Genomic DNA, 23652 nt, shown 5'->3' on the forward strand with positions numbered 1-23652 from the left:
GCCCGGGCGTCCTCAGACCACCACCCGCCCGATCAGGTAGACCGCCGGTGCGGCGGCCGCCAGCGGCAGCGCGACCCCGGCCGTCATGTGGACGAACTTCGACGGATAGTCGTACGCGGCCACGCGCAGCCCGATCAGCGCGCACACCCCCGCGACCAGGCCGATCAGCGCCCCGCCGACCCCCACGGAGGTCAGACCGCCCACGGCGATCCCGGCCCCGGCGGCCGCGGCGAGCGAGACGCCCACGGACGGCGCGGCCGGCAGCGGCAGCGCCCGGGCGAAGACGGCGACCGCGACGGCGGCCGCGCCCACGGTGACGGCGGCGGAGTCGGCGGCCAGGTACCCGGCGCAGACGATGGCGAGGGCGGCGGAGGCCACGGAGGCCATCAGGCCGTACATCCGCTCGTCGGGGTCGGCCTGGCTGCGCAGCTGGAGGACCAGCGTGAGCAGGACCCAGGCGCCGAGGGTGCCGATGATCGCGCCGGGGCCGTACACCTCCTCCACCGCCAGGACCGCGCCGTCGGCCACGACGGCTCCGGCGAAGGCGAGGGCGATGCCCTGGCGGGCCGGCCACATGCCGTTGAGCCGGAACCAGCCGGCCGCGGTCAGGGCCTGGAGGGCGACCAGCGGCACCAGCAGCGCGAGGTCGCCGACGGCGGCGGCGCCGGCCAGCAGCAGCCCGAGGGCGGCGGTCAGTATGGCCGACTGCGGTCCCGGATCGATGATCGGCGAGCGGCCTTCGGCGCGGGCCTGGGCCGGGTCGACGGCGCGCAGGGTGTTGCCGCCGAGGGTGGGCGGGGAGTACGCGGGCTCCTCGCCCGGGACCGCGGTGTCCGGGACGTCCGCGACGTCCGGGACGTCCGCGACCGGGGGCAGGTAGGCGGTGGCCTCGGCGGCCGGTTCCGCCGGCGGCTGCGCCTGCGGGCCGGGGGTCTGCGGGACCTGCGGCTGCGGGACCTGCGGCTGCGGCGGGAGGTAGGCGGTGGCCTCGGCCCAGTCCGGGGCCGGGGGCTGCGGGGCGGCCTGCGCGGGCACCTCCTCGCGGAACCAGCCGTCGGGGGCGGCGCTCTCGCGGACCGGGGGCAGGTACGCGGTCTCGGCGGCCCACTCCGGGGCGGGCGCCGCGGGCGCCGCGTCGCGGTACCAGCCGTCCGGGGCGCCGGACCGGCCGTACGGCTGCTGCGGCTGCTGCGGCTGCTGCGGCTGCTGCGGCTGCTGCGCATAGGGCTGCGGCTGCGGCTGAACCGGACCGGGATCGCGGTACGGGGGCAGGTAGGCGGTCGCCTCGGCGGCGGAGCCCTCCTCCGCCCACGGCGCGCCCGGACCCGGTGTGGGCTGCGCGGGCGCCGCCGGGGCCGCCGGGGCCTCGTCACGGAACCACCCCTCGGGCGCCGCGGGCCGGCCCGGCACACCGCCCAGCGGCGGGTGCACCGGCTGGTAGCCGGTGTCCCACGTGTCGGACTGCCAGGTCTGGGTCCCGTACGGGTCCTGGGGCTGCTGGTGCTGCTGGTGCTGCTGGTGCTCTTCGGGGGTGCTCATCGGCTTCCGCTCACCCGCCCGCGAACGGCGGGAGCACCTCGACGGTGCCCCCCTCGGTCAGCGGAACGGCATCGTGCGGGCGCTTGCCCACAGGCTCGTCGTTCACGAGGAAGGAGCAGCGCAGCAGGACCCGGGTCAGTTCCCCCGGGTGGCGCTCCCGCACGGCGTCGAGCGCCTCCGCGAGTGTGCGCGCCGCGTACGGCTCCTCCGCCGTACCGGCCGCGGCCTTGGCCGCCGCCCAGTAGCGGATGGTTCCGGTTGCCACTGCAGCTCCTATCGTCGGCTCTCTACCGTCGCCGTCCATGATGACCCCTCCCGCCACCCCGGCCCTCGTCCCCCGGCGCGTGGTGGGAACCACAGAAGACGGAGGGCCGAGCCCTCGGTGCCGTGGGCGCCGGTGGGCTATTCTGCTGGCGAGAGGATCCGGGCAATGTTGCCCCCGGGTCCTTTTGTGCTTTCAGCACGTTGAACGGAAGCAGAACAGTGGAACAGTGGTGACCACGGGCCTCAGGGCGCGGGGACCGCAGGCCGCCGCACAGCACCACCGCACGCAGCACCACGTACGAAGCAGTACCGCGAACGTCCTCGACGGGACCGAGGAGGAACCGACGTGATGGACCGGCGAACCGTGCACGACCTCTCGACCCGGGCAGGTGGTCGGGCATGAGCTCTCTCCTGTTGCTGACCAACGCCCTGCAGCCCTCCACCGAGGTGCTGCCCGCCCTCGGCCTGCTCCTGCACAACGTCCGGGTCGCCCCGGCCGAGGGCCCGGCCCTCGTGGACACCCCGGGCGCGGACGTCATCCTCGTGGACGGCCGCCGCGACCTGCCGCAGGTGCGCTCGCTGTGCCAGCTGCTGCGCTCCACCGGGCCCGGCTGCCCGCTGGTCCTCGTCGTCACCGAGGGCGGCCTGGCGGCCGTCACCGCCGACTGGGGCATCGACGACGTCCTCCTCGACACCGCCGGTCCCGCCGAGGTCGAGGCGCGGTTGCGGCTGGCCACCGGCCGCCAGCAGCTGGGCACCGACGACTCGCCCATGGAGATCCGCAACGGCGACCTGTCGGTCGACGAGGCGACGTACTCCGCGAAGCTGAAGGGCCGGGTCCTCGACCTCACCTTCAAGGAGTTCGAGCTGCTCAAATACCTGGCGCAGCACCCGGGCCGGGTCTTCACCCGGGCGCAGCTGCTCCAGGAGGTGTGGGGCTACGACTACTTCGGCGGCACCCGGACGGTGGACGTCCACGTACGGCGGCTGCGCGCCAAGCTCGGCCCGGAGCACGAGTCGCTGATCGGAACGGTCCGCAACGTCGGCTACCGCTTCGTGACGCCGGAGAAGGTCGAGCGCGCGGCGGCGGAGGCGGCGGCCCAGGCGGCGGAGAAGGTCGCGGCCCGGGCGGCGGCCGAGGGTCCGGCGGGCGCCACCCGTGAGGAGGAACCGGTTGTGAGCATCCACTCCACAGGACGCCCTGCCCAGAGGTAGTGCACCCCGCGTAGACTCCGCTGCGTGGCCAAGGTGACGCGGGATGACGTGGCGCGACTTGCGGGTACTTCTACCGCCGTCGTGAGCTACGTCATCAACAACGGACCCCGGCCGGTCGCCCCGGCCACGCGCGAGCGTGTCCTCGCCGCGATCAAAGAGCTGGGCTACCGCCCGGACCGGGTCGCCCAGGCCATGGCGTCCCGGCGCACCGACCTCATAGGCATGATCGTCCCGGACGCCCGCCAGCCCTTCTTCGCGGAGATGGCGCACGCGGTCGAGCAGGCCGCCGCCGAGCGCGGGAAGATGGTGCTGGTCGGGAACTCCGACTACCGGGACGAGCGCGAGGTGCACTACCTGCGCGCGTTCCTCGGGATGCGGGTCTCGGGCCTGATCCTGGTCAGCCAGGGCATGAGCGAGCGCGCCGCCTCGGAGATCGAGGCGTGGGACGCACGGGTCGTGCTGCTGCACGAGCGGCCGGAGGCGATCGACGACGTCGCGGTGGTCACGGACGACATCGGCGGCGCGCAGCTCGCCACCCGGCACCTCCTGGAGCACGGGCACGAGTACGTGGCGTGCATCGGCGGCATCGAGAACACCCCGTCGGTCGGCGACCCGGTCGCCGACCACGTCGAGGGCTGGCGGCGGGCGATGCTGGAGTCCGGGCGCTCGATCGAAGGCCGGCTGATCGAGGCCCCGTACAACCGGTACGACGCCTACCGGGTCGCCCTGGAGGTGCTGGCCCGGCCCGACCGCCCGACGGCGATCTTCTGCGCCACGGACGACCAGGCGATCGGTGTGCTGCGGGCGGCGCGGGAGCTGCGGATCGACGTGCCCGGCGAGCTGGCGGTGGCGGGCTTCGACGACGTCAAGGAGGCGGCCCTCACGGATCCGCCGCTGACGACGATCGCCTCGGACCGGCCGGCGATGGCCCGGGCGGCGGTGGACTTGGTGCTGGACGACGGCCTGCGCGTGGCGGGCTCGCGCCGCGAACGCCTCAAGCAGTTCCCCTCGGCGCTGGTCATCCGCCGCTCCTGCGGCTGCCACTGATTTTTTTGCGCCCCTCGCGCCCCTCGGCGCCCGGAGGCGCCACTCCCCCTTCACGCGCCCCTGGCACCCCTCGGCGCCCGGGGGCGCCACTCCCCCTTCACGCGCCCCTCGCACCCCTCGGCGCCCGGGGGCGCCTCGCGGGCTTCGGCCCGCTGCGCCGGACTCCGTCCGGCGGTCCCGGCCTGCATCCGCCCCCGGACCGGTCCTGATGGCGGGAGCGTGGAGGCAAGGGGGTAGGGCACCAGTCGCCGGCCCGGGACCGGCCCCGGTAGCGGGGTGGAGGTCGGTCGGGGGTGGGGACCTGCGAGAAGAGGGGCCCGTCGCGCGGGTGCGGGTTGCGGGGGCTGCTGTCAACGCCTCCGTGGTTGGCCCCTCTTCTCGCAGGTTCCCACCACTGGCCAGTCGGCTCCCGCTGCCGGGGCCGGTACGGGCCGGCCGGGCCCCGTACATGCCGTCGGCCGGTGAACGGGAGAAGGGCGGAGCGGGGAGAAGCCGCAGCGGCTGCCGACGACCTCGGCCCGGGTCCTTATATCCGGCATACGCGGTTCTGTCGGGCTTCTCAGCGGGGATTCAGGAAGCTTTCATGATCCCGGGACACAGTCAGGAACATGACCGAGAGCGAGAGCTTCCGCCACGCGGGCGATGACCCGCAGGAGAACCGCCCGTCCGCCGGGGCCTGTCCCCCGCCGCCCGGGTACCCGCCGGCCGCTGCCGGCCGGCCCGCGGGCCACCAGCGCAGCTGGGGCGAGACGCAGCCCGGCTGGGGCGAGGCGCAGCACCCCGGCTGGGGCGAGCCGGCCCAGGCACCCGCCCCCCGGGGCCACGCCCGCGCCAAGCGGCCCGTGGCCCTGCTCGCCGCCGTCGCGATCGCCGCCGCGGTCGTCGGGGGCGGCACGGCCGTGGCCGTGCAGCAGGCGCTCGGCGGCCACACCGGCGCAGGCCGCTCCGTCACCGGCACCAACGTCTCGCAGTCCAGCACCGGCACCGTCTCCGGCGTGGCCGAGCAGGTCAGCCCGTCCGTCGTCCGGATCGACACCCGGACCTCCTCCGGCCAGGGCACCGGCTCCGGGATCGTCGTCACCGCCGACGGCGAGATCGTCACCAACAACCACGTCGTCAGCGGCGCCGCCGAGATCCAGGTGACGATGAGCGACGGCAGGACGTACGCCGCCAAGATCCTCGGCACCGACCCCGACAAGGACCTGGCCCTCATCAAGCTCCAGGGCGCCTCCGGTCTCAAGCCCGCCACGTTCGGCAACTCCGACGGCCTCCGGGTCGGCGACCAGGTCGTCGCCATCGGCTCCCCCGACCGCCTCACCGGCACGGTCACCAGCGGCATCGTCTCGGCCCTGAACCGCGACGTGAACGTCCCCAAGTCCGAGCAGCAGTCCCCGCAGCGCCGCCAGGGCGACGGCTGGCCCTTCTCCTACGACGGCCGGCAGTTCAACGGCGGCACCGGCTCGGACACCACCTCGTACAAGGCCATCCAGACCGATGCCTCCCTCAACCCGGGCAACTCCGGCGGCGCCCTGGTCAACATGAACGGCGAGATCGTCGGCATGCCGTCCGCCATCTACTCCCCGGCCACCGACAGCGCCGGCGCCGGCAGCGTCGGCCTGGGCTTCGCCATCCCGGTCAACACGATCAAGGCCGACCTCCCCTCCCTCCGCAAGGGCGGCACGGGCGGCACGGGTTCCGGCGGCGGCAGCTCCGCCGCCAACGGCTTCGGCACCTCGTACTGACCCCGCCCTCACCCCGCAGGGGCCTAGCCTGGAGGCCGCGATCACCGACCAGCACCCAGGGGGACCGACCATGGCCGCACCGACCGCCGGGAGCGCCGAGGGCGACCCGCGGCGCATCCTCGTCGTCGACGACGAACCGGCCGTCCGGGAGGCCCTGCGCCGCAGCCTCGCCTTCGAGGGGTACGCGGCGCAGACCGCCGTGGACGGGCTCGACGCCCTCGACAAGGCGGCCTCGTACGCCCCCGACCTGATCGTCCTGGACATCCAGATGCCCCGTATGGACGGCCTCACCGCGGCCCGCCGGCTGCGCGCCTCCGGCAGCACCACGCCCATCCTGATGCTCACCGCCCGCGACACCGTCGGCGACCGCGTCACCGGCCTCGACGCGGGCGCCGACGACTACCTCGTCAAACCGTTCGAGCTCGACGAGCTGTTCGCCCGGGTCCGCGCCCTGCTGCGCCGCAGCGCGTACGCCGCCCCCGCCGCCGGGAGCGCAGGGCCCGAGGACACCCTCGTCTTCGGCGACCTGCGGATGGACCTGGCCACCCGCGAGGTCACCCGGGCCGGCCGGCCGGTGGAGCTGACCCGGACCGAGTTCACGCTGCTGGAGATGTTCCTGGCGCACCCGCGGCAGGTGCTCACCCGCGAGCAGATCCTCAAGACCGTCTGGGGCTTCGACTTCGAGCCGAGCTCCAACTCCCTGGACGTCTACGTCATGTACCTGCGCCGCAAGACGGAGGCGGGCGGCGAGCCCCGGCTCGTCCACACCGTGCGCGGGGTGGGCTACGTCCTGCGGGCGGGCGAGAGCGGACCCGAGTGAACCCTGCCGCCAGATTCCGCGCCCTGCCGCTGCGCTCCCGGCTGGCCCTGCTGGTCGCGGTGGCGGTGGCGGTCGCCGTCGCCGCCGTCGCGGCCGTGTCCTGGGTGATGGTGCGCACGCAGCTGCGCGAGCAGCTCGACCGGTCGCTGATGGCCACGAACCCGTCCGCTCAGGTCGTACGGACCCTCAGCGAGCCCTGTGTGGCCGCCCCGAGCCGCCCCGCCCAGGAGATCGCCGGGAAGCTGAACCCGACCGTGCAGATCGTCCTCGCCGACGGCAGCCACTGCTGGGTGAGCGGGCTGACCAACCTGCCGGTGAGCACGGCCGACCGGCAGGTCGCCGCCGGGCAGCGCCCGACCAGCCTGCACGACGCGACGACCGCCGACGGGACGGCGATGCGCGTCTACACCTTCGCGGCGCAGACCCAGCCGGGAGCGCCGGTGTTCGGCATCTCCGTCGCCAAGCCCCTGGCCGACATCGACAAACCGCTGTCCACTCTGGCCTGGGTGCTGCTGTTCGTCTCCGGTGTCGGCGTCGTCGGCGCCGGCGCGGCCGGACTGTGGGTGGCCCGTACGGGCCTTCGGCCGGTCGACGAACTCACCGGCGCCGTCGAGCACATCGCCCGCACCGAGGACCTCACCGTACGGATCCCCGACGAGGGCGACGACGAGATCGCCCGCCTGTCGCGGTCCTTCAACTCGATGACGGCGGCCCTGGCCTCCTCGCGGGAGCGCCAGGCCCAGCTGATCGCGGACGCCGGGCACGAGCTGCGCACCCCGCTCACCTCGCTGCGCACCAACATCGAGCTGCTCGCGCGCAGCGAGGACACCGGCCGGGCCATCCCGCCCGAGGACCGCAGGGAGCTGCTGGCCTCGGTCACGGCGCAGATGACGGAGCTGGCCGCACTGATCGGCGACCTCCAGGAGCTGTCCCGCCCGGACGCGGCCCCGCCCGCCAGGCTGGAGGTGGTGGCCCTGCACGAGATCGCGCGCAGCGCGCTGTCCCGGGCCCGGCTGCGGGGTCCGGAGCTGGGCTTCGGCGCCGAGCTGGAACCCTGGTACGTGCGGGGCGAGGCGGCGGCCCTGGAGCGGGCGGTGGTCAACGTCCTGGACAACGCGGTGAAGTTCAGCCCGCCGGGCGCCGCGGTGGAGGTGTCGCTGCGGTCGGGCGAGCTGACCGTACGGGACCACGGGCCCGGTATTCCGGCCGAGGACCTCCCGCACGTCTTCGAGCGGTTCTGGCGGTCACCGTCGGCCCGCGCCCTGCCCGGCAGCGGGCTCGGCCTGTCGATCGTGGCCCGTACGGTGGCGCGCGCGGGCGGGAGCGCGGAGTTGCGGGCGCCGGCGGACGGCGGCCCGGGTACGGAGGCGGTGCTCCGCCTCCCGGGCGCCCCGACACCGCCCCCGGCGCCGCCGGCGACGGCGCCGCGGGACGGGTCAGTTGTGCCGGATCAGTGAGGCGACCAGGCCGGAGCGGGTGTTGGGGAAGTCCATCGGGACGATCCCGAGCCCGGTGCGGCCCGCCAGTTCGGAGCCGTCGACGAAGGCGTGCACCTGGGGGTTGAGCCGGTCGGAGTTCCAGCGCGGCGGCATGTACGCCGCGGTGCTGGTGTAGTTGACGAAGAGCTTGCCGGGCTGCTGGACGGCCCGGCGGAACTGGTTCTCGATCTTTCCGCGTTTGGCGAAGGGCTCGGCGTTGTAGTCGTCCTGGATGTCGAAGACGCTGCCGTCGCCGTACCGCAGGCCGGGCAGACCGCCGTTGTCGGCGAGCAGGACGACCTTGCCGCGGGCCTGGCCGAGGGTGGGCAGGGTGTCGGCGATCCGGAACAGCGGGCGCCAGCCGCGGTGGTCGAGGTAGTCGTCGAAGACGGCGCGGAACGTCGCGTCGCTTTCGCCGGAGTACTCCTGCTTGACCCGCATCAGGACGGTCTCGGAGGGGTGGGCGGCGAGGAAGTTCCAGCAGGCGACGAGGACGTCGCCGAACATCAGGTCCTGGAAGAAGGCCGCGTGGTGGATGGCGAAGGACCCGCCGGTGACCCGGCAGCGGACGTCCAGGAACCGGATCCCGGAGTCGAGCTGCTGCGCGATCGAGGTGTTCTGGCAGGCGACGTAGAGCCCGCCCTTGGTGGCGCCCGAGTCGTGGGTGCCGGGGATGGTCATCCGCTGGAGCGGGGTGGAGTCGCCGAGTCCGGCCATCCAGTCCTGCGTGCCGAGGGTGCGGGCGGAGGCCGCTCCCGTACCGGTGCCGAGGGCCAGGGCGGCGCCGGCCGCCAGCGCCCCGCCGAGGAATCCCCGCCGGCCCAGGCCCGTGCCCAGGCCCGTGCCCGGGGCCGGGCCGGGGCCCGCGCCTGCGTCCGCCTCCGTCCGCGCGTCCGTGTCCGCGTCCCCGCCCACGCCTGTGCCCACGCCCATGCCCGCCCCTTTGCCGACTCGGTTGGTCGCCCGGATTATGGCGTGGCGGCGCGCGGTTTACTACCCGTCGGTAGCGCTCACCTTTCGAGCAACTCGGCCAGGGCGCGCAGGCCTTGGGCGAGTTCCCGCCCGTTCGGCGCCTGCTCCGCGTCGGTCAGCGCCTGGACCATCACCCCGGACAGCAGCGCGAGGTGCACCGACCCGAGGGACCGTACGTCCTCCTCGGCGACCGCCTCCTCGGGTACGCCGCGCAGCCCGGCGGCGATCATGCGGCGGGAGCCCCGCTGGCCTTCGGCGAGGACCGCGAGCAGCTCGGGCGAGGACTGGGCGTGGACGAAGGCCTCGATGGAGGCGGTCCAGAGCCAGCGCATGTCGCGGAAGTCCTGGATCTTGCGGTCCCACATGTCGGCGTAGCGCTCGGCGGCCGTGTCGCCCTGCCCGGCCAGCCGGCCGGCCGATGCGGACCACTCGTCCATCGCGGCGAACAGCGCCTGGTTGAGCAGGGCCTCGCGCGAGCCGAAGTGGTAGCCGATCGCGGCCATGCTCACCTGTGCCGCCGAGGCGATGTCGCGCACCGTGGTGCGCAGGTACCCCTTCTCCTCCAGGCAGCGGCGCGCTCCGGCCAGCAGGTCCTCGCGATTTCCCATGCCGGGATCGTAGCCGCACCCCCCGATTTAGGCGCTCGCCCAAGACATACGTATTGTGCAAGCGCCCAAATCCTGGCAGGCTCGTACCCGTCACCGCAGGACACACAGGGGAGAGCGGACATGCGCCACACGCTGACCATCGACGACCGCACGCTGTCGTACCTGGACTTCGGCGGCCCCGGCCGCCCGCTGCTGGCGCTGCACGGGGGCCTGTCCGAAGCCCTCGCCTTCAGCGGCCTCGCCGAAGCCCTGGGCGACGCCTGGCGGGTCATCGCCCCCGACCAGCGCGGCCACGGCGACTCCGGCCGGGCCGCCGACCACACCCGCGCCGGATACGTCGCCGACGCCGTCGCGCTGCTCGACCACCTCGGCCTCCACGCCCCCGTGGCCGTCCTCGGCTACTCCCTCGGCGGGCTCAACGCCGTCCACCTGGCCGCCGCCCACCCCGGCCGGGTGAGCGCGCTGATCGACGTGGACTCGGCCGTGGAGATCAATCCGGTGGGCCACGAGTGGATGGGCTTCCTGCACACCATGCGCTACACCGCCCCCACCCGCGAGGAACTCCTCAACGCCGCCGGGCCGGTGGGCGCGCAGTTCGTCGAGCCGGCGCTGCGCCCGCTGCCGGACGGGCAGGGCTGGCGGCTGCCGTTCCACCCGCAGGACATGCTCGACTCCGTCGAGTCCTGCCGCGGCGACCACTGGGACGCCTGGCTCGGGAGCACGTGCCCGGCGCTGCTGATCCACGGCACCCGCAGCGCGGCGCTCCCGCAGGCGCAGGCCGACGCGATGGTCACCCGGCGGCCCGGCACCTCGTACACGCCCCTCGACGGGGACCACTTCCTGCCGTTCACCCACCCCGAGGACTTCCACCAGGCCGTCGCGGCCTACCTCGCCGCCCTCTGACCGCCCCGTCACGGGGGTGCGGGGCACAACGCCGGAGGGGCGGCGGGCCGGGTGGCCCGCCGCCCCTCCGGGCGTGCTGTACGCAGCTGTCCTCCGGGCCCGGCCCGGGTGCTACTTGACGACCGTGATGCGGTCCGCCGCCGGCGGGGCGATCGGGCTCGCCGCCGAGGACTTCGCCAGGTAGGCGTTGAAGGCCTCCAGGTCGGGCACGCCGACCAGCTTGTTCTTGTGGTCCTTCAGGACGGTGAAGCCGTCACCGCCGCCCGCGAGGAACTCGTTCATCGCGACCCGGTAGGTCTTGGCGGGGTCGATCGCCGCGCCGTTCAGCTTCACCGAGTCCACGACGACGCGGTCCGCGCCCGTCTTCGTCATGTCCAGGGTGTAGGTGAAGCCCTTGGAGACCTGGAGGATCTTCGGGGCCGCACCGTTGACCGGACCGCTGACCTGCTGCTGCAGGGCGGTGATCAGCTGCGCGCCGGTCAGGTCCACGATGTTCATGAGGTTGTTGAACGGCTGGACCGTGTACGACTCGCCGTACGTCACGACACCGTCGCCCTCGTCACCCGCGGCCTTGTAGGCCAGGTCGGCACGGATGCCGCCCGGGTTCATGATGGCCAGCTGCGCGCCGCCCTTGTCGGCCGGGGCCGTGGCCTCCAGCTGCGCGTCGGCGATCAGGTCGCCGAGCGGCTTCTCCGGGGCCTCCGAGCCGCGGCCCGCGATGTCCGCCGAGATGTAGCCCATCGGCCGGTTGGCGACCGGCGCCGCCAGGGCCTTCCAGCGGTCGATCAGCTCGGTCATGTCGGGGGCCTTGGGCTGGTCCCGGGTGACGACCTTGTTGACCGGCTTCGGCGCGACGAGCGGCGTACGGACGATGTCCTTGGTCTGCCGGTCGTACGTCAGCGTGGTGTCCGTGAACAGGCGGCCGTAGGAGGCGGCCGAGGTGACCATGCGCGGGTTGCCCGCCGGGTCCGGGATGTTGCACGCGTACGCCTGGTGCGTGTGGCCCGTGACCAGCGCGTCGACCTTCGGGTCGACGTTCTTCGCGATGTCCACGATGGCACCCGAGATGCCCGCGCCGGCACCCGGCACGTTGCAGTCGTAGTTGTAGGCGCCGCTCGCGGGCAGGCCGCCCTCGTGGATGAGCGCGACGATCGACTTCACGCCCTGCTTGTTCAGCTCCTCGGCGTACTTGTTGATCGTCTCGACCTCGTCACCGAACTTGAGGCCCTTGACCCCGTCGGCGGTCACGACGTCCGGGGTGCCCTCCAGGGTGACGCCGATGAAACCGATCTTCACGTCCCCCTTCTTCCAGATGAAGGTGGGCGACATCAGCGGACGCTTGGTCTTCTCGTCGGTCACGTTCGCCGCGAGGTACTTGAACTCGGAGCCGGTGAACTCCTTGCCGTACTCGAAGCAGCCCTCGACCGGGTGGCAGCCGCCGTACGCCATGCGGCGCAGCTCGGTCTTGCCCTCGTCGAACTCGTGGTTGCCGACGCTCGTGACATCCAGCTTGAGCTTGTTCAGCGCCTCGACGGTCGGCTCGTCGTGGAAGAGACCGGACAGCATCGGGCTGCCGCCGATCATGTCACCGGCGGCGGCGGTGACGGAGTACTCGTGGCCCTTGCGGGCTTCGCGCAGGCTGGTCGCCAGGTACTCGACACCGCCGGCCGGTATGGCCTTGACGGTGCCGTCCGCCTGACGCTCGCTCACGGTGCCGGAGGAGCCCTGCGGCGGCTCCAGCGTGCCGTGGAAGTCGTTGAACGACAGCATCTGCACGTCGACGGTGCGGTCCTTGCCGGCACCGCCACCACTCGCGGCCCCGGCCGGCAGCGCGGCGGCGACCATCGCTCCGGCCCCGGCCGTGACGGCCAGGGCGGTGAAGGCCAACCGGCGCGTGCGGCGGTTCCGTTGTGGCTTCGCTGACATTTAGTCCCCTTATGTGACAGCGGTAATACATGGGAGGTCCGCCGAAGCCTATGGTCAACGCGCGTAGCACGACAGGGGGTACCGGGTATCGAGCTGGTTACGCGCGGAAGACGGATCGATGGCGGGACCCCGCCCGCACACCACCACCCGCGCCGCCCGCGGCCGTACGCTCGACGTATGACTGACGAAGCAGCAGCGGCCCTGGAGCCGGGACGGCAGATGGAGACGCTCGACGAGCTGACGGAGGAACAGGCCGACGCCGTGCTCGGGCTGATCGAGGAGGCGGCCCGGTCGGACGGCACCACCGCCGTGTCCGAACAGGGCCGGCTCCAGCTGCGCGGCGGCCGCCGCGAGGGCATCCGGCACTTCCTGGTCACCGAGAAGGGACGGCTCGCCGCTTACGGCCAACTGGAGGACACCGACCCGGTGGAGGCCCCCGCCGCCGAGCTCGTCGTCCACCCCGCGCTCCGCGGACGCGGACACGGGCGGGCTCTCGGCTCGGCCCTGCTCGCCGCCTCCGGCAAGCGGATCCGGGTCTGGGCACACGGGGGCAAATCGGCCGCCCGCCACCTCGCGCAGGTGCTCGGCCTCACCCTCTTCCGCGAGCTCCGCCAGTTGCGGCGCCCGCTCGACGGCCCGGACGCGCCCCCGCTGCCCGAGCCGGTGCTGCCGCCCGGCGTGAGCGTGCGCACCTTCGTCCCCGGCCAGGACGACGCGGCCTGGCTCGCCGCGAACGCGGCCGCCTTCGCCCACCACCCCGAGCAGGGCACGCTGACGCAGCGGGACCTCGACGACCGCATGGCGCAGCCGTGGTTCGACCCCAAGGGGTTCTTCCTCGCCGAACGCGAGGGGCGGGAAGGGGAGATCATCGGCTTCCACTGGACGAAGGTCCATGCCGCGGACCAGCTCGGCGAGGTGTACGTGCTCGGCGTGCGCCCCGGCGCCCAGGGCGGCGGCCTCGGCAAGGCCCTCACCGTGATCGGCCTGCGCCACCTGGCCGCGGCGGGCCTGCCGACGGCGATGCTGTACGTGGACGCCGACAACCCGGCGGCCCTCTCCGTCTACGAGGGCATGGGCTTCAGCACCCACGAGGTGGACCTGATGTACCGCACCGAAAGCTGACGGCCCCGCCCCGGCCCCCGCACCCGGCCCCCGCCCGGCCTCCGCGGGGGCCGCGACGGCCGGGGCGGGGTGGCGCCCCCGCGCGCGTGGGCGCAGGAGGGGTCCGCGGTGCGGGGGGGGCGACGTACTCGTGCGTCATGCGGACCCTGGAAGCCATGCGCCATTCACCGGGCCTTAAGACGCGCTTGCGACTCTCCCCGCATGCAGCCCCGACTCCGACTGACGACGACCACGTCCGACGCGCCTGTCCTGCCGCGTGCGCGGAAGAATGGAGTCATGAGCCACCAGCCCAGCGCAGGCCCCACCGAGGTCCCCGCCCAGCACCCGTCTCGCCCCTCCGCCACCGCCTCCTCCGCCGCCGAATCCGCCGGCCCGGCGACGGCGCCGGCGGCCGCGCGGATCGGCTCCATAGCCGCGCACCGCCCGCACGTCGGCCTCGAACCGGACCTCGCACCCGACCTCGACGCCGACCTGGACGTCTACGAGGACAAGGACGGCGGGGAACTGCCCGCCGGACGGTTCCTGGACCGCGAGCGCAGCTGGCTGGCCTTCAACGAACGCGTCCTGGAGCTGGCCGAGGACCCGACGACCCCGCTGCTGGAGCGCGCCAACTTCCTGGCGATCTTCGCGAGCAACCTCGACGAGTTCTTCATGGTCCGCGTCGCCGGCCTCAAGCGCCGCATCGCGACCGGCGTCGCCACGCGCTCGGCCTCGGGGCTGCAGCCCCGCGAGGTCCTCGACCTCATCTGGACCCGCTCGCGCGAGCTCATGGCCCGCCACGCCGCCTGCTTCCAGCAGGACATCTCCCCGCAGCTGGCCGAGGAGGGCGTCCACCTCATCCGCTGGCCCGACCTCACGGAGAAGGAGCAGGCCCGCCTCTTCACGCTGTTCCGGAACCAGATCTTCCCGGTGCTGACCCCGCTGGCCGTGGACCCCGCGCACCCCTTCCCGTACATCTCGGGCCTCTCGCTGAACCTGGCCGTCGTGGTGCGCAACCCGGTCAGCGGCCACCGCCACTTCGCCCGCGTCAAGGTCCCGCCGCTGCTGTCCCGCTTCCTGGAGGCCTCCCCGCAGCGCTACGTCCCGCTGGAGGACGTGATCGCCGCGCACCTGGAGGAGCTCTTCCCCGGCATGGAGGTGCTCGCGCACCACATGTTCCGCGTGACCCGCAACGAGGACCTGGAGGTCGAGGAGGACGACGCCGAGAACCTGCTCCAGGCCCTGGAGAAGGAGCTCATGCGGCGCCGCTTCGGCCCGCCGGTGCGCCTGGAGGTCGAGGAGTCCATCGACCCCGGCGTCCTGGACCTCCTCGTGCAGGAGCTGAAGATCTCGCCCGCCGAGGTCTACCCGCTGCCGGGCCCGCTGGACCTGACCGCCCTCTTCGGGATCGCCTCCCTGGACCGGCCCGAGCTGAAGTACCCCAAGTTCGTCGCCGGCACCCACCGCGACCTGGCCGAGGTCGAGTCCGCGTCCGCGCCCGACATCTTCGCCGCCCTGCGCGAACGCGACGTCCTGCTGCACCACCCGTACGACTCCTTCTCCACCTCGGTGCAGGCCTTCCTGGAGCAGGCCGCCGCCGACCCGGACGTCCTCGCGATCAAGCAGACGCTGTACCGCACCTCCGGCGACTCCCCCATCGTCGACGCCCTGATCGACGCCGCCGAATCCGGCAAGCAGGTCCTGGTCCTGGTCGAGATCAAGGCCCGCTTCGACGAGCAGGCCAACATCAAGTGGGCGCGCAAACTGGAGGAGTCCGGCTGCCACGTCGTCTACGGCCTGGTGGGCCTCAAGACCCACTGCAAGCTCTCCCTGGTCGTCCGCCAGGAGGGCGACACCCTGCGCCGCTACAGCCACGTCGGCACCGGCAACTACCACCCCAAGACCGCCCGCCTGTACGAGGACCTCGGGCTGCTCACCGCCGACCCGCAGGTCGGCGCCGACCTGTCCGACCTGTTCAACCGGCTGTCCGGCTACTCGCGCCGCGAGACCTACCGCCGCCTGCTCGTCGCCCCGCGCTCGCTGCGCGACGGGCTGATCGCGCGGATCGACAAGGAGGCCGCCCACCACCGGGCCGGCCGCCCCGCCTACGTCCGCCTCAAGATGAACTCGATCGTCGACGAGGCCCTCATCGACGCCCTCTACCGGGCCTCCCGCGCGGGAGTCCCCGTCGACATCTGGGTCCGCGGCATCTGCGCCGTGCGCCCGGGTGTCGCAGGGCTCTCGGAGAACATCCGGGTCCGCTCGGTCCTCGGCCGCTTCCTGGAGCACTCCCGGGTCTTCGCCTTCGGCAACGGCGGCGAGCCGGAAGTGTGGATCGGCAGCGCCGACATGATGCACCGCAACCTCGACCGCCGCATCGAGGCACTGGTCAGGGTCACCGACCCGGCCCACCGGGCGGCACTGGACCGGATGCTGGAAACCGGCATGTCCGACGCCACCTCCTCCTGGCACCTGGGCCCGGACGGCGAATGGACCCGGCACAGCACCGACCCCGAAGGCCAGCCGCTGCGGCACGTTCAGGAGATGCTCATAGACGCCCGGAGGCGCCGGCGTGGCTCAGCCAAACCATGACCTGATGACGGGGACCGGCACCGCAGGTGACGTGCTCGGCACGTACCTGCGGGCCCAGGCCACCGCCTTCCTGCGCGCGCTGCGCGGGCACAGCGAGAGCGCGGCGAGCGGGTCCGAAGCCGTCGACGGCGGTGAGGCGGCGCGCAGCCTGCGGGGGGCTGCGCGCCGGATCAGCGGATCACTGGCCACCTTCCGGGTGGTGACCGAGTCCTCCTGGGCCGACGGGCTGCGCACCGAACTGGTGTGGCTGTCCTCGACCCTGGCCGACGAGCACGCGTACGCCGCCCGGCTGGCCCGGCTGATGGACGCGCTGCACCGGCTCTCGGGCACGCCCGAGGTCTCCGCGCCGCGCGGCGGCGCCGGCGCCCTCACGGTGGGCTCGGCCCGGGCGGGCGCGCTGCTGGAGCGGCAGCTGACCCTGGCCCGGACCCGGGCGCACTCGGCGACGCTCCAGGCCCTCGGCTCCTCCCGGTTCCATGCGGTGGCGGACGCGGTCGCGGTCCTCGCCTCGGAGGTGCCGCTGGACCCGGTCGCGGCCCGGGGGCCGGTGGAGGAGGTCCTGGTCCCCCTGGCGGAGGTGGCCCGGCACCGGCTGGCGGCGGCCGTCTCGGCGCTGCCGCCGACCGGGCAGGCCCAGCCGTACAACGCCGACCACGACGGCTCCTGGCACGAGGTGCGCCGCCTGCTGCGGACCCACCGCTACGCCCGGGAGGCCCTGGGCGAGGACGTGGACCGGCTGGCCGCGGCGGGCGAGGTCCTGGACCGCCACCGCGACGCCGCCGAGGCGGCGGCGGCCTCGGCGACGGCGGCCCGCACCCCCCGCATCGCCCCGGCGACCGCGTACGCCCTGGGCATCCTCCATGCCGACCAGCGCCACGAGGTGGGGGCGGCCCGCACGGCGTTCCTCCGCACCGGTGTGGGGGTCGGCGCGCCGTCGCCCGGTTGAGCGGGCCGGCCGGAACTGGCCGGAATCCGCCCCCGGCGCCGGGGGCGCGCGCAGCCGCTGCCAGGGCCCGTTCCCCGGCAGCGGCTGCGGGCTTCCGGCCCTGCACCGCCTCCGACCTGGGCTGCAGCGCTCCGCGTAACAACCGGATAACGACCCCGCACCAGGCCGTCCGCCATGGTTCACCGTCCGTTCACCAACCACGGTCGACCGCTTCACCTGGTCTGCCTAATTTCGGCAGTGCACGGTGCGAGTCGCACGGCAGAAGACCGGCTTCCCGCGCCACCCGACGTAGTCCTCTTCGCACGCCGCCCCGATTCAGAAAGCGGCCGGCGGCTTCTGGAAGGAACACCCGAAAGTGAAGCTTCAGCGCAAGAACATGCTTCGTGCCTCCGCCCTCGGGGCGCTCGTCGTGTCCGGCGCCCTGGTCCTCACGGCGTGCGGCTCGGACGACAACACCAAGGACAACGGCTCCGCCAGCGGCAAGCCGGCCGCCGCCACGGGCGACATCAAGTGCGACGACGCCAAGGGCAAGCTGCTGGCCTCCGGCTCCTCCGCCCAGAAGAACGCGGTCGACCTGTGGGTCAAGGCCTACATGGCCGCCTGCTCGGGCGTCGAGGTGAACTACAAGTCGTCCTCCTCCGGTGAGGGCATCGTCGCCTTCAACCAGGGCACCGTCGGCTTCGCCGGCTCGGACTCCGCGCTGAAGCCCGAGCAGGTCGAGGAGTCGAAGAAGGTCTGCACCGGCGGCCAGGGCATCAACCTGCCCATGGTCGGCGGCCCGATCGCCATCGGCTTCAACGTCTCCGGCGTGGACAAGCTGACGCTGGACGCCCCGACCCTCGCCGCGATCTTCAACGACAAGATCAAGAAGTGGGACGACGAGGCGATCAAGAAGCTGAACCCGGGCGTCACCCTCCCCTCCACCGCCATCCAGGCCTTCCACCGCTCCGAGGACTCCGGCACCACCGAGAACCTCGGCAAGTACCTCAAGGCCGCCGCCCCCGAGGCCTGGACCTACGACGCCGCCAAGAAGTGGCCGGCCCCCGGCGGCCAGGCCGCCTCCGGCTCGGCCGGCGTCGCCTCCCAGGTCAAGGCCGTGGACGGGGCGATCGGCTACTTCGAGCTCTCCTACGCCGCCTCGCAGAGCATCAAGACGGTCGACATCAACACCGGTGCCGCCGCCCCCGTCAAGGCCTCCGCCGACAGCGCCTCCAAGGCCATCGCCGCCGCCAAGATCGCCGGGACCGGCTCGGACCTGGCGCTTAAGCTCGATTACACGACGAAGGCCGAGGGCGCCTACCCGATCGTCCTGGTCACGTACGAGGTCGTCTGCGACAAGGGCAACAAGGCGGAGACCCTGCCGACCGTGAAGTCCTTCCTGAACTACACCGCCTCGGACGCGGGCCAGAAGGTCCTCTCCGAGAACGGCTACGCGCCGATCCCGGCCGAGATCAACACCAAGGTCCGCGAAGTCATCACGTCGCTGTCCTGACCCACTGAGCCCCGCAGGGCCGGCCGACACCCGCGGCCGGCCGGCCCCCGGGGCCCCTCCCCCCACCACCCGGGGGGCGATCCGGTGCACCGCCGCCAGGGGGCCCTGCCCCCGTCCAGACCGGAAAGACCATGGCTTCCACCACACCCACCCCGATAGACACGGCTCCGCCGGTCTCCACGAGCGCAGGGTCCACCGGCCGCGCCGGTGACAAGATCTTCGCGGGGCTCTCCAAGGGCTCCGGCATCCTGCTCCTGGTGATCATGGCGTCGATCGCCGTCTTCCTCACCTACCGCGCCTCGATCGCGCTGTCGAAGAACGAGGGCAACTTCCTCACCACCTTCGACTGGAACGCGTCGGCCAACCCCCCCGTCTTCGGCATAGCCGTCCTGCTCTTCGGCACCGTCGTCAGCTCGATCATCGCAATGGTCATCGCGGTCCCGGTCGCCGTCGGCATCGCCCTCTTCATCTCGCACTACGCGCCGCGCAGGCTGGCCACCCCCCTCGCGTACGTGGTCGACCTGCTCGCCGCCGTGCCGTCGATCATCTACGGCATCTGGGGCGCCCTCTTCCTCGTCCCGTACCTCGGCGGCCTCAATTCCTGGCTCGACGAGTACCTGGGCTGGACCTACGTCTTCGAGAAGACCCAGGTCGGCGTCGCCCGCTCGCTCTTCACCGTCGGCATCCTGCTCGCGATCATGATCCTGCCGATCGTGACCAGCGTCAGCCGCGAGGTCTTCCTCCAGGTCCCGCGCATGAACGAGGAGGCCGCCCTGGCCCTCGGCGCGACCCGCTGGGAGGTCATCCGCATGTCGGTGCTGCCCTTCGGCCGCTCCGGCGTCATCTCCGCCTCCATGCTCGGCCTCGGCCGCGCACTCGGCGAGACCATGGCCGTCGCCACCGTCCTCTCCCCGAGCTTCCTGATCTCCGGCCACATCCTGAACCCGGGCGGCGGGACGTTCGCGCAGAACATCGCCGCGAAGTTCGACGAGGCCAACGAGTTCGGCCGGGACGCACTGATCGCCTCCGGTCTCGTGCTCTTCCTCCTCACCCTGCTGGTCAACGGCGCCGCTCGCGTGATCATCGCGCGCCGCAAGGAGTACTCGGGGGCGAACGCCTGATGAGCCACGCACTGCAGGACCAGCGCCCCGTCCGGGCCGGCGGGTCCGCCGCTCCGGCCGGCCTCACACGAGGCGGCCTGCCCCGCTGGGCGCCCGCCGGCATCGGGGCCCTCTCGATCGCCCTCGGCTGCGGCACCGGCGCCGTCCTCGGCCTCCACAGCCGCATCCAGTGGGGCCTGATCGCCGCCCTGCTCTTCGTCGGCATCACGTACACCGCCAGCGCGGTCGTCGAGAACCGCCGCCAGGCCAAGGACCGGGTCGCGACCTCCGTCGTCTGGGTCTGCTTCCTCCTCGCGGTCATCCCGCTGCTCTCGCTGATCTGGACCACCATCGGGCGCGGCGTGAAGGCCCTCGACGGGGACTTCCTCAGCCACTCGATGAACGGCATCACCAGCTTCGAGAAGGGCGGCGGCGTCTACCACGCGCTGCTCGGCACCATCGAGCAGGTCGCCCTGGCCACCGCGATCGCCGCGCCGATCGGCCTGCTGACCGCCGTCTACCTGGTCGAGTACGGCCGCGGCAGCCTCGCCAAGGCCGTGACCTTCTTCGTCGACGTCATGACCGGCATCCCCTCCATCGTCGCGGGCCTGTTCGTCCTGACGACCTGGAACCTGATGCTCGGCTTCGGCCCCTCCGGCTTCGCCGGCTCGATGGCCCTGTCGATCCTGATGATGCCCGTCGTGGTCCGCTCCACCGAGGAGATGCTCAAGCTCGTCCCGAACGAGCTGCGCGAGGCCGCCCTCGCCCTCGGTGTGCCGAAGTGGCGCGTGATCCTCAAGGTCGTGCTCCCCACCGCCATCGGCGGCATCGCCACCGGCGTGACGCTGGCCGTCGCCCGTATCGCCGGTGAGACCGCGCCGATCATGCTGCTGGTCTTCGGTACCCAGCTGATCAACAGCAACCCCTTCGAAGGTGCCCAGTCCTCGCTCCCGCTGTACATCTGGGAGCAGTACAAGGTCGGCAGTGACGCCTCCTACGACCGGGCATGGGCAGCAGCGCTCGTCCTGATCGCCTTCGTCATGATCCTCAATCTGGTGGCCCGCGGCATCGCCCGCTGGAAGGCCCCGAAGACCGGTCGCTGACGCGACTGTATGAAAGCGAAGTGACCCTCATGGCCAAGCGAATCGACGTCAGCGGCCTGTCCGCCTTCTACGGCAACCACAAGGCCATCGACGACATCTCGATGACCGTGGAGCCCCGCTCCGTGACCGCGTTCATCGGCCCGTCCGGCTGCGGCAAGTCCACCTTCCTGCGGACCCTGAACCGCATGCACGAGGTCACCCCCGGCGGCCGCGTCGAGGGCAAGGTGCTCCTGGACGACGAGAACCTGTACGGCCCCGGCGTGGACCCGGTCGCGGTCCGCCGCACGGTCGGCATGGTCTTCCAGCGCCCGAACCCCTTCCCCACCATGTCGATCTTCGACAACGTGGCGGCGGGCCTGCGGCTGAACGGCAGCTACAAGAAGTCCGAGCTCACCGACATCGTGGAGCGGTCCCTGCAGGGCGCCAACCTCTGGAACGAGGTCAAGGACCGCCTGAACAAGCCCGGCTCCGGCCTCTCCGGCGGCCAGCAGCAGCGCCTGTGCATCGCCCGCGCCATCGCGGTCGAGCCGCAGGTCCTGCTGATGGACGAGCCCTGCTCGGCCCTGGACCCGATCTCCACCCTCGCCATCGAGGACCTGATCGGCGAGCTGAAGGAACGCTTCACGATCGTCATCGTGACGCACAACATGCAGCAGGCGGCCCGCGTCTCGGACCGCACCGCCTTCTTCAACCTCGCGGCCGTCGGCCGGCCCGGCAAGCTCGTCGAGATCGACGACACGGACCGGATCTTCTCCAACCCGTCCGTGCAGGCGACCGAGGACTACATCTCGGGCCGCTTCGGCTGAGCCCGCGATGTCGTGAGCGTCCTGCGGTGCTGCATGGCGGTGCCACCGCAAGGCGAAAGGGCCGGCTCCCCCTGGGTGGGGGGAGCCGGCCCGACTTCGTTCCCGGTCGCCTGGCCGCGGATCAGCCCTGCTCGCCCCGGTCGCCGTCAGAACGGGCCGGCGGGGCGGATACGGTCCCCGGGCCGTGACGGCCTCGGTGGCGTGCGACGGGGCCGCACCGGCCAGTCCGGCCAGGCCCACTCCCCACCGCCGTGGCCGGTGCCCGGCCGGCCGACGGCCCGGGGGACAACCCCCGGGCCCCCGGCAGGGGCCCGGCTACGCGACGGCCAGGTCCACGAGCCAGAAGCTCACCGCGGCGACCACGGCCGCCGCCGGCATCGTGATGAACCAGCCGAGGATGATGTTCTTCGCGACGCCCCAGCGGACCGCGTTGACCCGCTTGGTCGCGCCCACGCCCATGATCGCCGAGGTGATCACGTGGGTGGTGGAGATCGGCGCCTGGTACAGGTAGGACGCCGTGTACATGATCGACGCGCCGGTGGTCTCGGCGGCGAAGCCCTGCGGCGGGTCCAACTCGATGATCTTGCGGCCGAGGGTGCGCATGATGCGCCAGCCGCCCGCGTAGGTGCCCAGCGACAGCATCACCGCGCAGGCGATCTTGACCCACACCGGGATCGGGTCGCCGGCCTTCTCCACGTCGGCGATGACCAGGGCCATCACCACGATGCCCATCGTCTTCTGCGCGTCCTGCAGGCCGTGGCCGAGCGCCATGCCGGCCGCCGAGACGGTCTGGGCGATGCGGAAGCCGCGCTTGGCCTTGTGCGGGTTCGACCTGCGGAAGATCCACATGATCGCGACCATCACCAGGTAGCCCACGATCAGGCCGACCAGGGGCGACAGGAACATCGGGATGACGACCTTCTCCAGCACCCCGTGCCAGATGACGCCGATCCCGCCCGCCAGCGCCGCACCCACCATGCCGCCGAAGAGGGCGTGCGAGGAGGAGGACGGCAGGCCGAAGTACCAGGTGATCAGGTTCCAGACGATCGCGCCGACCAGCGCGGCGAAGAGGATCCACATCCCCCGGTCGCCGTGCGGCGTCTCGATCAGGCCCTTGCTGACGGTCTTGGCGACCCCGCTGCCCAGGAAGGCGCCGGCGAGGTTCATCACCGCGGCCATCGCCAGGGCGGCGCGCGGGGTGAGCGCGCGGGTCGAGACCGAGGTCGCGATCGCGTTCGCCGAGTCGTGGAAACCGTTGGTGTACGTGAAACCGAGCGCGACACCGATGGTCACGATCAGAGCGAAGGTGTCCACGAGGTTCAGGACTCCTTGACCGCGATGGTCTCCACCGTGTTCGCGACGTGCTCGAACGCGTCGGCCGCCTCTTCGAGCACGTCGACGATCTGCTTGAGCTTCAGCACCTCGATGGCGTCGTACTTGCCGTTGAAGAGCTGCGCGAGGAGCTTGCGGTGGATCTGGTCGGCCTGGTTTTCGAGGCGGTTGACCTCGATCCAGTACTCGGTCAGGTTGTCCATCGTGCGCAGGTGGGGCATGGCCTCGGCGGTCAGCTCCGCCGCCCGCGCCAGCACCTCGATCTGCTGCTCGACACCCTTGGGGAGCTCTTCGATGTTGTAGAGGACGACCAGGTCGACGGCCTCCTCCATGAAGTCCATGATGTCGTCGAGCGACGAGGCGAGGGAGTAGATGTCCTCACGGTCGAACGGCGTGATGAAGGAGGAGTTCAGCTGGTGGAAGATCGCGTGGGTGGCGTCGTCCCCCGCGTGCTCCGCCGCCCGCATCCGCTCCGCGATCTCGGCCCGGGCGGAGGACTCCGCTCCGAGCAGTTCCATCAGGAGCTTGGAGCCCGTGACGATGTTGTCCGCGGATGCGGCGAACATGTCGTAGAAGCTCGTCTCCCTGGGGGTCAGACGAAATCGCACGTGAGGTCCTCGGGGTGCATTGGATTCGGTCAGGCTGATGCTAGGCGCATCCCCCGGC

Annotated in this window: 20 protein-coding genes; 13 read left to right on the forward strand and 7 right to left on the reverse strand. The window is 72.4% G+C overall.

The features are described 5' to 3' along the window. Window positions 1-12: 12 nt before the first annotated feature. Together ABZ128_RS18895 and ABZ128_RS18900 are read right to left on the reverse strand one after the other, a co-directional pair. Window positions 13-1539: a hypothetical protein gene (locus ABZ128_RS18895; RefSeq protein ID WP_356849618.1), complete on the reverse strand. Its 1527-nt coding sequence runs from the start codon at window positions 1537-1539 to the stop codon at window positions 13-15. A gap of 10 nt (window positions 1540-1549) precedes the next feature. Next, on the reverse strand, window positions 1550-1804 hold the full coding sequence (locus ABZ128_RS18900; protein ID WP_356849619.1) for a MoaD/ThiS family protein: 255 nt from the start codon (window positions 1802-1804) through the stop codon (window positions 1550-1552). A gap of 398 nt (window positions 1805-2202) precedes the next feature. On the opposite strand from ABZ128_RS18900, the gene ABZ128_RS18905 reads away from it, so the two are divergent. The 5 genes from ABZ128_RS18905 to ABZ128_RS18925 all read left to right on the forward strand — a co-directional run bounded on the left by ABZ128_RS18905 (window position 2203) and on the right by ABZ128_RS18925 (window position 8084). Then, window positions 2203-3018 (forward strand): response regulator transcription factor, encoded by an 816-nt coding sequence (locus ABZ128_RS18905; RefSeq protein WP_356849620.1) that lies wholly within the window; start codon window positions 2203-2205, stop codon window positions 3016-3018. 24 nt (window positions 3019-3042) lie between these two features. Next, window positions 3043-4065 (forward strand): LacI family DNA-binding transcriptional regulator, encoded by a 1023-nt coding sequence (locus ABZ128_RS18910; RefSeq protein WP_356849622.1) that lies wholly within the window; start codon window positions 3043-3045, stop codon window positions 4063-4065. Between the two features lie 608 nt (window positions 4066-4673). Next, the gene (locus ABZ128_RS18915) at window positions 4674-5807 is read left to right on the forward strand and encodes a trypsin-like peptidase domain-containing protein (protein ID WP_356849624.1); all 1134 of its coding nucleotides are present in this window, start codon (window positions 4674-4676) and stop codon (window positions 5805-5807) included. A 70-nt stretch (window positions 5808-5877) separates the two neighbouring features. Next, window positions 5878-6627 (forward strand): response regulator transcription factor, encoded by a 750-nt coding sequence (locus ABZ128_RS18920; RefSeq protein WP_356849626.1) that lies wholly within the window; start codon window positions 5878-5880, stop codon window positions 6625-6627. Next, complete coding sequence (locus tag ABZ128_RS18925) at window positions 6624-8084, forward strand: HAMP domain-containing sensor histidine kinase (protein ID WP_356849627.1); 1461 nt, start codon at window positions 6624-6626, stop codon at window positions 8082-8084. The genes ABZ128_RS18920 and ABZ128_RS18925 overlap by 4 nt, the downstream gene beginning before the upstream one ends. On the opposite strand, the gene ABZ128_RS18930 is transcribed toward ABZ128_RS18925, so the two are convergent. Both ABZ128_RS18930 and ABZ128_RS18935 read right to left on the reverse strand, forming a co-directional pair. Further along, window positions 8064-9038, reverse strand: a complete 975-nt coding sequence (locus tag ABZ128_RS18930; RefSeq protein ID WP_356849628.1) for a phosphatidylinositol-specific phospholipase C — start codon at window positions 9036-9038, stop codon at window positions 8064-8066. The two genes, ABZ128_RS18925 and ABZ128_RS18930, sit on opposite strands and share 21 nt — an antisense overlap. Window positions 9039-9115: 77 nt before the next feature. Next, on the reverse strand, window positions 9116-9685 hold the full coding sequence (locus ABZ128_RS18935) for a helix-turn-helix domain-containing protein (RefSeq protein ID WP_356849630.1): 570 nt from the start codon (window positions 9683-9685) through the stop codon (window positions 9116-9118). Between the two features lie 120 nt (window positions 9686-9805). Here ABZ128_RS18935 and ABZ128_RS18940 point away from each other — a divergent pair, with 120 nt between their 5' ends. Next, window positions 9806-10588, forward strand: coding sequence for an alpha/beta hydrolase (locus ABZ128_RS18940; RefSeq protein ID WP_356849632.1), 783 nt, complete (start codon window positions 9806-9808; stop codon window positions 10586-10588). Between the two features lie 111 nt (window positions 10589-10699). Here the strand turns inward: ABZ128_RS18940 and ABZ128_RS18945 are convergent, their stop codons facing one another. Further along, window positions 10700-12514 carry a bifunctional metallophosphatase/5'-nucleotidase gene (locus tag ABZ128_RS18945; protein WP_356849633.1) on the reverse strand — a complete coding sequence of 605 codons (1815 nt, stop codon included), beginning with the start codon at window positions 12512-12514 and terminating at the stop codon, window positions 10700-10702. Window positions 12515-12691: 177 nt separating this feature from the next. Here ABZ128_RS18945 and mshD point away from each other — a divergent pair, with 177 nt between their 5' ends. The 7 genes from mshD (at window position 12692) to pstB (ending at window position 21654) form a co-directional block, all read left to right on the forward strand. After that, window positions 12692-13636, forward strand: coding sequence for a mycothiol synthase (gene mshD, locus ABZ128_RS18950; RefSeq protein WP_356849634.1), 945 nt, complete (start codon window positions 12692-12694; stop codon window positions 13634-13636). Between the two features lie 276 nt (window positions 13637-13912). Continuing rightward, window positions 13913-16207 carry an RNA degradosome polyphosphate kinase gene (locus ABZ128_RS18955; protein WP_356849635.1) on the forward strand — a complete coding sequence of 765 codons (2295 nt, stop codon included), beginning with the start codon at window positions 13913-13915 and terminating at the stop codon, window positions 16205-16207. A gap of 4 nt (window positions 16208-16211) precedes the next feature. Beyond that, window positions 16212-17153 carry a CHAD domain-containing protein gene (locus ABZ128_RS18960; RefSeq protein WP_356849637.1) on the forward strand — a complete coding sequence of 314 codons (942 nt, stop codon included), beginning with the start codon at window positions 16212-16214 and terminating at the stop codon, window positions 17151-17153. Between the two features lie 355 nt (window positions 17154-17508). Then, window positions 17509-18645: a phosphate ABC transporter substrate-binding protein PstS gene (gene pstS, locus ABZ128_RS18965; protein ID WP_356849638.1), complete on the forward strand. Its 1137-nt coding sequence runs from the start codon at window positions 17509-17511 to the stop codon at window positions 18643-18645. A gap of 131 nt (window positions 18646-18776) precedes the next feature. Continuing rightward, window positions 18777-19766, forward strand: coding sequence for a phosphate ABC transporter permease subunit PstC (gene pstC, locus ABZ128_RS18970; RefSeq protein ID WP_356849640.1), 990 nt, complete (start codon window positions 18777-18779; stop codon window positions 19764-19766). Beyond that, window positions 19766-20848, forward strand: coding sequence for a phosphate ABC transporter permease PstA (gene pstA, locus ABZ128_RS18975; RefSeq protein ID WP_356849642.1), 1083 nt, complete (start codon window positions 19766-19768; stop codon window positions 20846-20848). Before pstC ends, pstA begins: the two co-directional genes overlap by 1 nt. A 29-nt stretch (window positions 20849-20877) precedes the next feature. Further along, window positions 20878-21654: a phosphate ABC transporter ATP-binding protein PstB gene (gene pstB, locus ABZ128_RS18980; RefSeq protein WP_356849643.1), complete on the forward strand. Its 777-nt coding sequence runs from the start codon at window positions 20878-20880 to the stop codon at window positions 21652-21654. Between the two features lie 315 nt (window positions 21655-21969). On the opposite strand, the gene ABZ128_RS18985 is transcribed toward pstB, so the two are convergent. Both ABZ128_RS18985 and ABZ128_RS18990 read right to left on the reverse strand, forming a co-directional pair. Continuing rightward, window positions 21970-22968, reverse strand: a complete 999-nt coding sequence (locus ABZ128_RS18985; protein ID WP_356849644.1) for an inorganic phosphate transporter — start codon at window positions 22966-22968, stop codon at window positions 21970-21972. A 5-nt stretch (window positions 22969-22973) separates the two neighbouring features. Next, the gene (locus tag ABZ128_RS18990) at window positions 22974-23594 is read right to left on the reverse strand and encodes a DUF47 family protein (protein ID WP_307714734.1); all 621 of its coding nucleotides are present in this window, start codon (window positions 23592-23594) and stop codon (window positions 22974-22976) included. Between the last annotated feature and the right edge of the window lie 58 nt (window positions 23595-23652).

The sequence above is a fragment of the Streptomyces sp. NPDC006326 genome (assembly GCF_040612915.1).
Lineage (GTDB): Bacteria > Actinomycetota > Actinomycetes > Streptomycetales > Streptomycetaceae > Streptomyces.

Bases quoted from the DNA above. Each gene is read 5' to 3' on its own strand.
- ABZ128_RS18920 (WP_356849626.1), top strand. From the start codon at position 5,878: ATGGCCGCACCGACCGCCGGGAGCGCCGAGGGCGACCCGCGGCGCATC.
- pstB (WP_356849643.1), top strand. From the start codon at position 20,878: ATGGCCAAGCGAATCGACGTCAGCGGCCTGTCCGCCTTCTACGGCAAC.
- ABZ128_RS18915 (WP_356849624.1), top strand. From the start codon at position 4,674: ATGACCGAGAGCGAGAGCTTCCGCCACGCGGGCGATGACCCGCAGGAG.
- ABZ128_RS18905 (WP_356849620.1), top strand. From the start codon at position 2,203: ATGAGCTCTCTCCTGTTGCTGACCAACGCCCTGCAGCCCTCCACCGAG.
- ABZ128_RS18945 (WP_356849633.1), bottom strand. From the start codon at position 12,514: ATGTCAGCGAAGCCACAACGGAACCGCCGCACGCGCCGGTTGGCCTTC.
- ABZ128_RS18895 (WP_356849618.1), bottom strand. From the start codon at position 1,539: ATGAGCACCCCCGAAGAGCACCAGCAGCACCAGCAGCACCAGCAGCCC.
- ABZ128_RS18960 (WP_356849637.1), top strand. From the start codon at position 16,212: ATGACGGGGACCGGCACCGCAGGTGACGTGCTCGGCACGTACCTGCGG.
- pstC (WP_356849640.1), top strand. From the start codon at position 18,777: ATGGCTTCCACCACACCCACCCCGATAGACACGGCTCCGCCGGTCTCC.
- mshD (WP_356849634.1), top strand. From the start codon at position 12,692: ATGACTGACGAAGCAGCAGCGGCCCTGGAGCCGGGACGGCAGATGGAG.
- ABZ128_RS18935 (WP_356849630.1), bottom strand. From the start codon at position 9,685: ATGGGAAATCGCGAGGACCTGCTGGCCGGAGCGCGCCGCTGCCTGGAG.
- pstA (WP_356849642.1), top strand. From the start codon at position 19,766: ATGAGCCACGCACTGCAGGACCAGCGCCCCGTCCGGGCCGGCGGGTCC.
- ABZ128_RS18940 (WP_356849632.1), top strand. From the start codon at position 9,806: ATGCGCCACACGCTGACCATCGACGACCGCACGCTGTCGTACCTGGAC.
- ABZ128_RS18930 (WP_356849628.1), bottom strand. From the start codon at position 9,038: ATGGGCGTGGGCACAGGCGTGGGCGGGGACGCGGACACGGACGCGCGG.
- ABZ128_RS18955 (WP_356849635.1), top strand. From the start codon at position 13,913: ATGAGCCACCAGCCCAGCGCAGGCCCCACCGAGGTCCCCGCCCAGCAC.